The organism is Streptomyces zhihengii (genome assembly GCF_016919245.1).
GTDB lineage: Bacteria > Actinomycetota > Actinomycetes > Streptomycetales > Streptomycetaceae > Streptomyces > Streptomyces zhihengii.
Map to the genome: position 1 here is coordinate 2,453,675 of NZ_JAFEJA010000001.1, position 12,780 is coordinate 2,466,454.

Sequence of the window (12,780 nt, forward strand, 5' to 3'; positions counted from 1 at the left end):
GCACGTCCGGGGGCGACCGCACGCACACGGCGGCGGCCGGTACCGGGGCACACCCCGGTACCGGCCGCCGCGCGCGGGGTCAGCGCCTGCCGAGCAGGGTCCGCCACCAGGAGCGGCGGGGCGCGGGCGCCGCGACGGGCGGCGGCACCGGCACGACCGGCGCGGTCGCGGGCAGCGGCTGGGCGCGGCCCGGCGCGGCCGCGGGGTCCGCTCCCTCGCCCCGGCGTCCGACGGACCGGGGGGTGAACTGGGCGGGCAGGTTGTTGAGGCGGCTGGAGATCAGCGACTGGGTGATGCTCAGGTCGGCCTCGGAGACCGCGAGCCGGAGGTCGGGCAGGCGCGCCATCAGGGTGTCGATGCCCGTGTCGGCGATGGCCCGGCCGATGTCCTGGCCGGGGCACTCGTGGGGACCGCTGCTGAAGGCGAGGTGGGACCGGTTGCCGTGCACCGGCGCGCCGAGGTCGGGGCGGATCTCGGGGTCGACGTTCCCCGCGGCCAGGCCCAGCATGACCAGGTCGCCGGCCTTGATCTCCTGCTCGCCGAGCCGGGTGTCCCGGCGGGCCCACCGGGCGGCGCCCACGGCGAGCGGCGGGGCGTCCCACATGACCTGGTCCAGGGCGTCGGGCAGGGTCATGGTGCCGCCGGACAGGTTCGCGCGGAACCTGCGGTCGGTCAGCAGCATCCGCAGCGTGTTCGCCACGAGGTTGGTGGTGTTCTCGTGGGCGGCGACGATCGCGTGCCGCAGGTGCTCCATGACCTCTTCGTCGCTGAGCGCCGACTCGTGGGCCAGCAGCCAGCTCGCGAAGTCGTCGGCGGGCTTCTCCTTGCGGCGCTTGACCAGGTCGGACATGACGGTCAGCACGTACTGGTTGCTCTGGAGCGCGGTCTCGGTGCCCTTGACCATGTCGCGCACGGCCGCGCCGAGCGGCAGCGCGTCCTCCTCCGGGACGCCGAACTGCCGGGCGAGCACCAGGACGGGCAGCTTCTGCGCGAAGTCCGCGACCAGGTCGGCGCGGCCGGCCTTGGCGAACTCGTCGACGAGCTGGTCGGTGTAGCGGACGACGTAGCGGCGCACCCCGTGGCGGTTGAACCGGGCCAGGCTGTCCGTCACGGCCGCGCGCAGCCGGGCGTGCTCCTCGCCGTCCGCGAAGACCAGCAGCGGCTGCCACGCCGTGACGGGCAGCAGCGGCGAATCGGCGGACAGGCGTATGTTCCATATCCGCGAGTCGCAGGACCACAGCGACGGCGTGCGCATCACCTCCAGGTTCTCCCGGTGGCCGAGCACGAACCAGGCCCGGACGTCGCCGGGGAGGAGCACCGGCGCGACCTGGCCGTGCTCCTTGCGGAGGGTCTCGTAGAGGGCGTACGGCATGTCCGCCTCGGGCCCGTACATCCGCCGCGGCCCGGCTCCCCCGGCGTGCGCCGGGCACCCCGGCGGCGGGAGGGTGTCGCCGTAGGGGCCGGCGGGGTCTGACATGGGGGTGGACACGAGGCCTCCAGGAAGCAGCAACGTGGACATCGGCGATCGCCTGCCGACCGGGTGGACACCCTCCGGCCGGTCCGTGACCACCGGCCGGCTGCCCGAGGCCCCCGGTACGGGACAAGGGGGTGCCCGCACACGCCGTGTGCGCGATTCTCGTGCACACGATCGAGAAGCAGGAGCGCCCGCAGCATACCCACCCGCGGCGGCCCCGCGGTGATCGGCACTGTCCCGAACTGCTGCTCCCGGATGGCCGGTTGTCGACCGCACCGGCGGCGCCGCGGCGGAAATCCCCTACGACGCGCTCCGGTTCGCGTCCGCCCCCGGCGGGGCGCGGGGAACGGCGGCGGCGCCCGGGTGCCGACGACCGGACGGAGCCCGGCCACCAGCGCGGCACCGTCCACCGCGATCGGCCGGGCCGGCGGCTCGCCGGGGACAGGTGAGCCGTGCGGCACGGGGTCGACGGGGTCGACGGGGAGCGGGCCCGCTGTCAGCGGGCGGGGCGGGCGTCCTGGGACGACTTCAGGGCGAGCCAGAGCTCCATCCGGACGTCCGGGTCGTCGAGGGAGCGGCCCAGGATCTCCTCCACACGGCGCATCCGGTAGCGCAGCGTATGGCGGTGGACGCCGAGATCGGCGGCAGCCGCGTCCCACTGCCCGTGCCGGGAGAGCCAGGCCCGCAGCGAGGCGACGAGATCGCCGCGGCCGGTCGCGTCGTGCTCGTACAGCCCGCGCAGCATGCCGTCGGCGAAGGCACGCACGGCGTCGTCGGCGAGCAGCGGCAGCAGGGAACCGGCCGCCAGTTCCTCGTGCTCGACCAGGGTGCGGCCCCGGCGGCGGGCCACCGACAGGGCCTGCTCCGCCTGCCGGTACGCCCCGGCCGCGGCCGGGGCTCCGGTGGGCGCGGACAGCCCGGCGACGACGCCGGACTCCTCGGCGTCCGTCTCCCCCCAGGCATCGGCGCAGTGGGCCGCCACCGCTCCCCCGTCGGCCGCCAGCACCACCAGGCGGCCGTCGAGCTCGGGCACGGCGAGCACCGGTTCCCCGGACCGCGCCGCGGCCGACTCCAGCGCCTCGGCGAACGCCTGCACCGGCGGCCCGGCGGCGTCGGGGGCGGGCGGCTCTGCGGGCGAAGGCTCGGCGACCAGCACCCGGAAGGGCGCGTCGAGCAGAGCGCCGTACAGATCGCCGGCGACCGCGCGGGCGATCTCCTCCTGCCCGGCGAACAGCAGCCGCAGCACCGCGGCGCCCAGCCGCTGCTCGGCGGCCTGGAGCGAGCGCGAGCGGGCGGTGGTCAGGGTGAGCAGGGCGACCGCCGAGTGCACGGCGTAGCGCTCCGCGGTGCCGAGCGGCGCGCCCGTCCCGACGGCGAGCGCCCCGCGCACCCGCCGTCCGGTGCCCAGCGACTGGAGCTCGACCCGGTCGTCGCCCTCGTCCCCGCCGCCGACGACGGCGCTCGCGGGCGCGGTCCGCTCCCGCAGCCGCGCCACGTCGCCGGTGAAGCGCAGGGCCCGCCGCGCCGCCCACTCCGGGGCGGCCGCGACGACCGCGCCCGAGGCGTCGTACAGCGCCGCCCAGCCGTCGAGCTGGGTCGCGAGACGGGCCACCACCGCGGCCGGGCCCTCGGCGAGCGCGGCCCGGGTCATCTCCCGCTGCGCCTCGAACCCCGCCGTCACCGAGCGGTACTGGTCGGCGGCGATGGCCGCCGACACGGCCTTGGAGATCGCCAGGAAGGGAGTGCGGCGGGGCACGGCGAGCAGCGGCAGGCCCTCCGCCTCGGCCGCCGCCACGAGCGCTTCGGGGATGTCCTCGTAGTAGACGCCGATGCCGAAGCCCAGCCCCACCACGCCCGCCCCGACCAGGCGGCGCACATAGCGGCGCATCGCCTCGGCGTCCTCGGCGTCCAGGGTCATGGCGGTGACGAGCAGCAGCTCCCCGCCCTCCATGTAGGGCACCGGGTCGGCGAGCTCGCTGACGTGGGCCCAGCGCACCGGTGTCTCCAGCCGGTCCTCCCCGGCGCGCACGGTGAGCTTGAGCGCCGAGTGCTGGACGAGCGAGGCGAGGGTGGGCGGCATGGGACCTCGTGACCTTCGAGGGGGTGCGCGGGAGCACGCGGATTGCGCCGTCCCGTAGGAACGGCCTCCCCCGATTCTGCCAGGACGTAGCAGTCGCGGCGTCCGGGCCGGGACGGCGCGCTCGGCGCCGTCGCGCGTCCGCTCCCGGCCCGGCCGGACGGCGCGGTCGGCGCGTCCGCTCCCGGCCGCGGTCAGGTGCGCAGATCCACCAGGAGCGGCGGGGCGTGCTCACCGCCCACGCTGGTCAGCGACAGCACCGCGTGCCCGGCGGGCACCGCGTGGGCCAGGTCGGACGCGGACCAGCGGGCCCGCTCGACCTCGCGCACGGTGACCGCCTCGGCCGTCGCGGCCCGCCCGGTGACCAGACGGCGCATCATGTGCAGCGCCTTGGTCAGCGGCTCGTCGGAGATGATCTGCCGGTTGGTGACGTCCCGCGTCTGCACCCATTCGGTGCCCCAGGTGTCCGCGAACCGGTTGCCGTCCCAGGGGGCCAGGCCGGCGAAGGCCATCCGGCAGCCGACGGCGCCCAGCAGCGGCCCGCGCAGCGGCTCCGGAACGTCCTCCAGCGAGCGGAGCGCGAACACCACCCCGGCGTTGGCGGTGCGCAGCCGCTGCACCGAGCGCACGCAGTCGGCGGTGACCGTGTACGAGGCGTCGTCCAGCACCAGGCAGGCGAAGAGCGACCGGTCGTCGCGGGTGAGGGCGGCGTCCGTGAACTGGGCGAGCACCAGCCGCGCGATGATCCGCGACGCCTCCGCGTGGCCCCGCTCGGGCAGGTCGACACGGACCCGCAGCGGGTGCTCGATGGCCCTCAGGGAGAACCGGCGCCCGCTTCCGTCCGTGCGGAAGAAGCCGGAGAAGGCGGGCCGGTCGAGGAAGGCGATCCGCTCGGCGAGCAGGACGCCGATGTCGTCGCCGCGGGTGGACTGGCGCTCGCGGGCGTCGAGTTCGCGCAGTTGCGAGGCCTCCCCCGCGTCCCGCAGCGCGGTGCGCAGCGCGTCGAGCGCGGCGGGCGCGCCGCCGAGCAGCTCGCGCAGGTCGGGAATGCCGGGGAAGTGGCCGTGGACGCACCGGTAGGGCCCGATGAGCTGGGCGAGCGCGGTGGCGGCCCGGCGGCTGTCGCCGCCCGGCAGCGTGGCGGCGAGGTCGCCGACGAGCGCCTCGGCGAGTGTCCGGGCCGCCTCGTCCGGGTCCTCGGCGCCACCGTAGAGGTCGAGGTCGTGGGTGGTGTCCGGGCGGCCGACGGAGACCACGAGGTCGAAGGCGTCGTCGGGGGCCACCGCGGAGCCCTGGGCGGTCACCGCCACCACGGCGGCCCGGTTGGCGAGCGCCAGCAGGCACAGCGACTCGACCACGGGCCGCACCAGCCGCACGCTCTTGCCCGACCCGGAGGGGCCGACGGCCAGCAGCGAGGTGCCGAGCAGCGCGGGCTCCAGGGCGACGCCGGTGGTGCGCCGGGCGTAGGGGTTGCGCGCGTCGTCGACCGCGGTGCCGATCCTGACCTGGCCGGTGGCCAGGTCGTGGGTGGCCGTGCGCAGCGGGAGGTCGCGCAGCCCGGAGGGGTGGGCGCAGGCGGCGGGGCCGAGCCTGCGGACGGTGTCGGAGAAGGCGGCGAGCCGCTCGGGCCGGGCGTGGACACCCTGCCAGGCGCGCCGGATCCGGGCGTAGTCCACGTCGCCGAGCGCCCCCGAGCGGGTGGCCTCGCCCAGCACCGCGGCCGCATCGGCGAGACCGGCCCGGTGGATCTCGGGCCACTCGGCCGGATCCGACTCGGGCTCGGGCAGCGGGGCCGCCCCGTCGCGGGCGTCGAGCCGCCGCCGCACCGCGGGCCAGGTGCCCACCCGGCCGACGGCGGCGACGACGGCGGCCACCAGGAGGACGTAGTAGACGTTGGACACCCAGGTCAGCCAGGACGTGCGCGGCATCTCCCGCCACACCCCGGGCAGCAGCACGAACAGAGGCCACAGCAGCACCCCGTACCGCTGCCAGACCTCGCGCCAGTTCCCGACCCGGCCGAAGGCGTGGGCGAGCAGGGCGAGGACGAGGGCGTTGTAGAGGTAGGTCGCGGCGACGTACAGCTCGACGTAGGAGCTGGTGGCGGACCGCCAGTCCTCGGGGACGAGCCACAGCATCGGCAGCAGCCACCACTCGTCGACGAAGATCCACCAGCCTTCGAGGTAGCCGTTCCAGAGCAGCGACCACACCAGCCAGCCGCACAGGTACGCGATGAAGGCGCCGCTGAAGAGCTGGCGTGCCGGGACGAGTTCGGGCGCCTCCTGGGGGCGCTCCTTGTGTCCGAACCGCCAGATGCCCGGTGCCGCCGCGGGCCGCGGGGTGCGCAGCCACTGGGCGACGGCCGGGCGGGTGAGGGGGGCGTGGGCGGGGCGCGCGGGGGCGCCGGGGGGCCCGGGCGGGGCCTGGGGCGCGCCGGGTGCCTGCGGCGGCGGGCCGGCCGGGCGCGGCACGGGGTTGCGTGTGCCGCGCGCGTCGAATGTGCCTTCGGATTCCATGAACCGCTGCCCCCTGACCAGCCAGGCCCGCTCTCTGTGCACGGCCAATCTAGTGCCCATCGGCGGGGAGTTCACCGATCTCGGGGGCGGGGGTGGGTCGGCCGGGGTGTGGGGCCCCGCGACGGCCGGGGTGTGCGGCCCCGCGGCGCCCGGTGGTCGCGGCACGGCCCGCGGCCGTGTCCCACGCGCCGGACGGGCCGAACAGCCCCTTGGCCGTCGCGGACAACGACGCGGACCGCAACACTCCCGATCGGCGCATGCCCCCGCCCCCTCGGCGCGCCTAGCCTGCGGAGAAAGAGACAAGCGTCCGGATACACCCCCCAGGAGCCCCGCATGACCGCTATCCCGCAGGAGCGCCGCGTCGTCACCGCCATCCCCGGCCCGAAGTCGCAGGAGCTTCAGGCCCGCCGTACGGCCACGGTCGCCGGCGGTGTGGGGTCCGTGCTGCCCGTGTTCACGGCCCGCGCGGGCGGCGGGATCATCGAGGACGTCGACGGCAACCGGCTGATCGACTTCGGCTCCGGCATCGCCGTGACCTCGGTGGGTGCCTCCGCCGAGGCCGTCGTGCGCCGCGCCTCCGCGCAGCTCGCCGACTTCACCCACACCTGTTTCATGGTCACCCCCTACGAGGGCTACGTGGAGGTCTGCGAGGCCCTCGCCGAGCTCACGCCGGGTGACCACGCCAAGAAGTCCGCGCTGTTCAACTCCGGCGCCGAGGCCGTGGAGAACGCGGTCAAGGTGGCGCGTTCGTACACCGGCCGCCAGGCCGTCGTCGTCTTCGACCACGGCTACCACGGCCGCACCAACCTGACGATGGCGCTCACCGCGAAGAACATGCCGTACAAGCACGGCTTCGGCCCGTTCGCGCCCGAGGTCTACCGCGTGCCGGTCGCCTACGGCTACCGCTGGCCCACCGGTGCCGAGAACGCCGGCGCCGAGGCGTCCGCGCAGGCCATCGACATGATCAGCAAGCAGGTCGGCGCGGAGAACGTCGCCGCGATCATCATCGAGCCGGTCCTCGGCGAGGGCGGCTTCATCGAGCCCGCGAAGGGCTTCCTGCCGGCGATCGCCGAGTTCGCCAAGGAGAACGGCATCGTCTTCGTCGCCGACGAGATCCAGTCCGGCTTCTGCCGCACCGGCCAGTGGTTCGCCTGCGAGGACGAGGGCGTCGTCCCCGACCTGATCACCACGGCCAAGGGCATCGCGGGCGGTCTGCCGCTCGCCGCCGTGACCGGCCGCGCCGAGATCATGGACGCCGTGCACTCCGGCGGCCTGGGCGGCACCTACGGCGGCAACCCGGTGGCCTGCGCCGGCGCGCTCGGCTCCATCGAGACGATGAAGGAGCTCGACCTCAACGCGAAGGCCCGGCGCATCGAGGAGGTCATGAAGGGCCGCCTCGCCACGATGCAGGAGAAGTACCCCGCCATCGGCGACATCCGCGGCCGCGGCGCCATGATCGCGATCGAGCTGGTGAAGGACCCGGCGACCAAGGAGCCGGACGCGGCGGCGGCCGGCGCGCTGGCCAAGGCGTGCCACGCCGAGGGCCTGCTCGTGCTGACCTGCGGCACCTACGGCAACGTGCTGCGATTCCTGCCCCCGCTCGTCATCGGCGAGGACCTGCTGAACGAGGGACTGGACATTCTCGAGCAGGCGTTCGCGGGCGTCTGACCGGGGACGACGGGGACCGACTGTGAAGAACGTGTGGGGGGCCGATGGCGGGATGGGAATCCGTCTGTCGGTCCCCCCGCGCTCTGCCGTACGGTCGGTGCAGATGAGAGAAACACCCGCCTCGCGGGAGACCGCGGGCGGTGCCGGGCCGGAGCCTCCCCAGCCTCGACCCGGTCGTGCCATCGCGCACACCGCTGGAGCCTCACGCTCCGGAACTCCTCACCGATCGGATGGCCGCCCGCCCCACACCCCCCGGGGCGCGCGGCAAACCGGTCCGGCCGGCCGCACCGGAACCACCCCCCCTGTTCCGGTGCGGCCGGCCTCTCGGCGTTCCCGGGCGGCGGTCGCCGCCGTCTGCGGCGCCCTCTTCGCCCTGATCACCTGGCAGGTGGTGGCCCACGGCCCGCTGCGCGACGCCGACGAGCGTCTGGGCCGGGCCGTCTTCCGTGTCGTGCCCGACGCGCTGACCCAGCCCCTGGCCGATCTGGGCGGCATGGCCGTCGCGCCGCCCGTGCTCGCGCTCGCCGCCGGCTGGGTGCTGTGGCGGGGCCGCGAGTGGCTGCGGGCGGGCGCGGCGCTGCTGGCGATGGCCGCGGTCCCGGCGCTGGTGGCGCCGCTGAAGCTGCTGATCGCGCGGCCCGGGCCGCTGGAGCCCGGCACCGGGTGGTACCCCTCGGGCCACACGGCCACCGCGATGGTCGCCTACGTGGCGGCCGCGATGCTGATCTCCCCGTACACCCGCCGGCGATGGCCGATGCCCGTCGCCGTGGTGCTCACGGTGGCGACGGGCATCGGGCTGGTGCTGCGCGGCTATCACTGGCCGCTGGACGTCCTCGGAAGCTGGTGCCTCTTCGGTGCCGTGCTGGTGGTGCTCGGCTCCCTGGGGAGCGGCTCCGCCGGGGTCAGCTCCAGCGGTAGGCGTCGAAGTTCTTCGAGAACTCGTACTGGTTGAAGCGGTCCCAGTTGATGGACCAGGTCATCAGTCCGCGCAGCGCGGGCCAGGTGCCGTGGGTCCGGTAGGACCCGCAGTCGGTGCCCTTGGTCAGGCAGTTGAGCGCCTTGTTCACCTCGGCCGGGGTGGTGTGCCCGTTGCCGGCCTGGGTGGACGCGGGCAGGCCGATGGCGACCTGCTCGGGGCGCAGGGCGGGGAAGACCCTGCTCTGGTCGCCCGCCACGGGGAAGCCGGCCAGCAGCATGTCCGTCATGGCGATGTGGAAGTCCGCGCCGCCCATGGAGTGGTACTGGTTGTCGAGGCCCATGATCGGGCCCGAGTTGTAGTCCTGGACGTGCAGCAGGGTGAGGTCGTCGCGCAGGGCGTGGATGACCGGGAGGTAGGCGCCGGCGCGCGGGTCCTGGCCGCCCCAGGGGCCCGAGCCGTAGAACTGGTAGCCGAGCTGGACGAAGAACGTCTCCGGGGCCATGGTCAGCACGAAGTCGGAGCCGTAGCGCGCCTTGATGGTCTTCACGGCGGAGATCAGGTTGACGATCACCGGCGACGTGGGGTTGCGGAAGTCGGTGTCGCCGGTGTTCAGCGACAGCGAGTGGCCCTCGAAGTCGATGTCGAGTCCGTCGAGTCCGTACTCGTCGATGATCTTCGACACGGAGGTGACGAAGGCGTCGCGGGCGGCGGTGGAGGCGAGCTGGACCTGGCCGTTGGCGCCGCCGATGGAGATGAGGACCTTCTTGCCGGCGGCCTGCTTGGCCTTGATCGCGGCCTTGAACTCGGCCACCGACTCGACGTTCGGGCATTCGCTCACGGGGCAGAGCGAGAAGCGGATGTCGCCCGAGGTGGCGGAGGTCGGCTCGCCGAAGGCGAGGTTGATGACGTCCCAGGAGTCGGGCACGTCGGACATGCGGGTGTAGCCGGAGCCGTTGGCGAAGCTGGCGTGCAGATAGCCGACGAGGGCGTGGGCGGGAAGCTCGGCGCCGCCGCCGTCCCCGCCGCCCGTCGCGGTGGTGACGCTCACGGCGGCCGACTTGGCGGACTCGCCCGCCTCGTTGACGGCGGAGACCTGGAAGCTGTAGGCGGTGGCGGCGGTCAGGCCGGTGACGGTCGCGGAGGTCCCCGTGACGGTGGTGACCCGGGTGCCGTTGCGGTAGACGTGGTACGAGCCGGCACCGGAGGACGCGTTCCAGCTCAGCGGCACGGAGGTGGTGCCGGGGGTGCCCGCGCGCAGGTTGCCGGGCGCGGCCGGGACGGTCGCCGGGTCGCCGCCGGGGCCCACCAGCGAGATGTCGTCGGCGTGGTAGGCCGGGGTGCCGTACCAGCCGTGGGTGTAGAGGGTGACCGAGGTGGTCGAGGGGCCGGTGCGGAAGGTGGTCGTCAGCCTCTGCCAGGTGGACGCCGAGGGGGTCCAGGTGGAGACGTCGGTGGTCCCGGTGCCGGAGGCGCCGAGGTAGACGTAGCCTCCCTGCACCCAGCCGCTGAGCGTGTAGGCGGAGTCGGGCTTCACGGTGACCGTCTGGGAGCACCGGGCGTTGTCGCTGCCGGCCGGGGTGGCCTTGAGCGCCGAGACGCCGCCGTGGACGGGTGAGGAGACGGCGGCGCCGCTGCCGGCGGTGCAGCTCCAGCCGGTCAGGCCGGCTTCGAAGCCGCCGTTGCGGGCGAGTTCGGCATCGGCGGCGGTTGCGGACGTCGCCGTGGCGACGAGCGCCGACGCGGCGAGGGCGGCTGCCGTCAGGGCAGCACTGAGTCTGGTGCGGTGCACAACTGCCTCCGGACATGGGGGTGATGGAGAGGTGCGGCGGCCACAACATGGTCCAGACCAATCCGGTTGTCAAGACCTCTGGCAGCCGCCCCTCACCGTCCCCCGTCCGTGTCGCGCTCCGCGCGGGCCACCACGGCGGCCGCCTCGTGCATCGCGAGCTCCAGCAGCGCAGGGTCGTTGAGCGTGCCCGATCCGTCCGGCACGACCAGCCAGCGCACCTTGCCCACGCTGCGCCCGGGGTACGGCACGACGATCCAGGTGCCGCGGCCGGCCGTGCGGATGCCGGTGCCCATCCAGCGGCCCGCCGTGCCGGGCGGGACGAAGAAGCCGAGGCGCGATTCGCCGAAGTCGGCGAGCACCGGCCCCGGCCTGCCGACCAGCCGGTTCAGCACGTCGAGGGTGGGGTGGCCCAGCCCGCCGGGCAGGATCAGGACGTCCCAGCGCCTCCCGGCGGGCAGCAGCGTGATCCGGTGGGGGCTGCGCTTCCACTCCCGCAGACAGGTCTGCGGGTCCGGCGCGGCTCCCGCGAGCCACTGAGCCGCGTTCCTGGCGCCCGAGCCACTCATCGTGGTCTCCATTCCGTGGGGGGACGGTGTTTCCACCCAGGGAGAGCGCGCCGGGCCCCGGCTATGACGCGACTTCCGCGCGCTCTTCGGAAAAGATCGGCGGCGAAACGGAGCACGTGTGCGCGCCGGGGAGCCCGGGAGGCCGTACGAGCACGGGCAAGGGGAGCCCCGTCAGCCGTACGAACCCGGGCCGGGAGCCCGTCAGCGGTGCGAGCCCGGGCCCGGGAGCCCCGTCAGCCGTCGGAGCGCGGGCCCGCGAGCCCCGTCAGCTGTCGAAGCCCAGGCCGAGCCGGTCCATGGCCTTCAGCCACAGGTTGCGCCGGCCGCCGTTGGCGTCCGCCCGGGCCAGCGACCACTTGGTGAGTCCGATGCCCGCCCAGGCGACCGGTTCCGGCGGGAACGGCAGCGGCCTGCTGCGCACCATCTCCAGCCGGGTGCGTTCCGTCGGCCGGCCGGCGAGCAGGTCGAGCATCACGTCGGCGCCGAACCGGGTGGCCCCGACGCCGAGCCCGGTGTACCCGGCGGCGTACGCGACCCGGCCGCCGTGGGCGGTGCCGAAGAAGGCCGAGAAGCGTGAGCAGGTGTCGATCGCCCCGCCCCAGGCGTGCGAGAACCGGACCCCTTCGAGCTGCGGGAAGCAGTGGAAGAAGTGCTCCGCCAGCTTGAGGTAGGTCTCCGGCCGGTGGTCCATCTCCGCGCTGAGCCGGCCGCCGTACGGGTACACGGCGTCGTAGCCGCCCCACAGGATGCGGTTGTCCGCGGTGATGCGGAAGTAGTGGAACTGGTTGGCGCTGTCGCCGAGCCCCTGGCGCCGCCGCCAGCCGACCGACGCCAGCCGCGCGGCGTCGAGCGGCTCGGTCGCCAGCGCGTAGTCGTACACCGGCACGGTGTACGGGCGCACCCGGCGGACCAGCGACGGGAAGACGTTGGTGCCCAGCGCGACCCGGCGCGCGAAGACCCTTCCGTAGGGGGTGCGGACGGCCATCCCGGGCCCCGAGCGGACCAGTTCGAGGCCGGGGGTGTTCTCGTGGATCCGGACGCCGAGGTCCAGGCACGCCCGCTTCAGGCCCCAGGCGAGCTTCGCCGGGTGCAGCATGGCGACGCCGTGCCGGTCCCACAGGCCGCCGAGGAAGGTGGGCGAGTCCACCTCGGCGCGCACCTCGTCCCGGTCCAGCAGCTCCATGCCGCCGAGGCCGAGGCGGGTGGCCGCGTCGTGCAGTTCCCGCAGTTCGCCGAGGTGGTGGGGCTCGGTGGCCACGTCGATCTCGCCGGTGCGCTCGAAGTCGCAGTCGATGCCGTGGCGGGCGACGGTGTCCTCGATGGCGTCGAGGTTGCGGGCGCCCAGGTCCTCCAGCACGGCCAGCTCACCCGGCCAGCGGGCCAGCCCGTTGCCGAGACCGTGGGTGAGGGAGGCCGCGCAGAAGCCGCCGTTGCGGCCGGACGCCGCCCAGCCCACCTCGCGGCCCTCGATCAGCACCACGTCCCGTGCCGGATCGCGCTCCTTGGCCAGCAGCGCGGTCCACAGGCCGCTGTAGCCGCCGCCCACCACGAGGAGGTCGCAGTGCTCGGTCGCGGTGAGCGCGGGCAGGGCGGCGGGCCTGCCGGGATCCTCCAGCCAGAAGGGGACGGGCTGTGCGTCCGCCAGGGACGCGGCGAAGGGCATGGCTGCTGGGGCCATGGTTCCCACTCCTCGTGAGCGATGCGGTGTGCGGTCGGGCCGGCGGCCTCTCGTCCGGATCCTGACGGGCCGGTCCGCCGGAATCCAGGCGAAACG

At 74.7% G+C, this 12,780-nt stretch carries 8 protein-coding genes; 2 read left to right on the forward strand and 6 right to left on the reverse strand.

All coding sequences use genetic code 11. The features are described 5' to 3' along the window. Positions 1 to 79: 79 nt before the first annotated feature. From JE024_RS09960 to JE024_RS09970, 3 genes are all read right to left on the reverse strand, one after another. The gene (locus tag JE024_RS09960) at positions 80 to 1,477 is read right to left on the reverse strand and encodes a cytochrome P450 (protein WP_205373241.1); all 1,398 of its coding nucleotides are present in this window, start codon (positions 1,475 to 1,477) and stop codon (positions 80 to 82) included. Positions 1,478 to 1,970: 493 nt separating this feature from the next. After that, positions 1,971 to 3,554: a PucR family transcriptional regulator gene (locus JE024_RS09965; protein WP_205373242.1), complete on the reverse strand. Its 1,584-nt coding sequence runs from the start codon at positions 3,552 to 3,554 to the stop codon at positions 1,971 to 1,973. Positions 3,555 to 3,745: 191 nt separating this feature from the next. Further along, entirely contained in the window at positions 3,746 to 6,064 is a 2,319-nt protein-coding gene (locus JE024_RS09970; RefSeq protein ID WP_205373243.1) for a type IV secretory system conjugative DNA transfer family protein, read from the reverse strand. A 333-nt stretch (positions 6,065 to 6,397) separates the two neighbouring features. Here JE024_RS09970 and gabT point away from each other — a divergent pair, with 333 nt between their 5' ends. Beyond that, positions 6,398 to 7,732, forward strand: a complete 1,335-nt coding sequence (gabT, locus tag JE024_RS09975) for a 4-aminobutyrate--2-oxoglutarate transaminase (protein WP_205373244.1) — start codon at positions 6,398 to 6,400, stop codon at positions 7,730 to 7,732. A 103-nt stretch (positions 7,733 to 7,835) separates the two neighbouring features. Next, a complete protein-coding gene (locus JE024_RS09980; RefSeq protein WP_205373245.1) occupies positions 7,836 to 8,684 on the forward strand; it encodes a phosphatase PAP2 family protein in 849 nt (282 codons plus the stop codon). Here JE024_RS09980 and JE024_RS09985 read toward each other — a convergent pair. The 3 genes from JE024_RS09985 to JE024_RS09995 form a co-directional block, all read right to left on the reverse strand. After that, entirely contained in the window at positions 8,635 to 10,440 is a 1,806-nt protein-coding gene (locus tag JE024_RS09985; protein ID WP_205373246.1) for a chitinase, read from the reverse strand. The genes JE024_RS09980 and JE024_RS09985 overlap by 50 nt on opposite strands. Before the next feature lie 92 nt (positions 10,441 to 10,532). Beyond that, entirely contained in the window at positions 10,533 to 11,006 is a 474-nt protein-coding gene (locus JE024_RS09990; protein ID WP_205373247.1) for a hypothetical protein, read from the reverse strand. 265 nt (positions 11,007 to 11,271) lie between these two features. Continuing rightward, complete coding sequence (locus JE024_RS09995; RefSeq protein WP_205373248.1) at positions 11,272 to 12,684, reverse strand: NAD(P)/FAD-dependent oxidoreductase; 1,413 nt, start codon at positions 12,682 to 12,684, stop codon at positions 11,272 to 11,274. Between the last annotated feature and the right edge of the window lie 96 nt (positions 12,685 to 12,780).

Bases quoted from the DNA above. Each gene is read 5' to 3' on its own strand.
- JE024_RS09960 (WP_205373241.1), bottom strand. From the start codon at position 1,477: ATGTCAGACCCCGCCGGCCCCTACGGCGACACCCTCCCGCCGCCGGGG.
- JE024_RS09965 (WP_205373242.1), bottom strand. From the start codon at position 3,554: ATGCCGCCCACCCTCGCCTCGCTCGTCCAGCACTCGGCGCTCAAGCTC.
- JE024_RS09970 (WP_205373243.1), bottom strand. From the start codon at position 6,064: ATGGAATCCGAAGGCACATTCGACGCGCGCGGCACACGCAACCCCGTG.
- gabT (WP_205373244.1), top strand. From the start codon at position 6,398: ATGACCGCTATCCCGCAGGAGCGCCGCGTCGTCACCGCCATCCCCGGC.
- JE024_RS09980 (WP_205373245.1), top strand. From the start codon at position 7,836: ATGAGAGAAACACCCGCCTCGCGGGAGACCGCGGGCGGTGCCGGGCCG.
- JE024_RS09990 (WP_205373247.1), bottom strand. From the start codon at position 11,006: ATGAGTGGCTCGGGCGCCAGGAACGCGGCTCAGTGGCTCGCGGGAGCC.
- JE024_RS09995 (WP_205373248.1), bottom strand. From the start codon at position 12,684: ATGGCCCCAGCAGCCATGCCCTTCGCCGCGTCCCTGGCGGACGCACAG.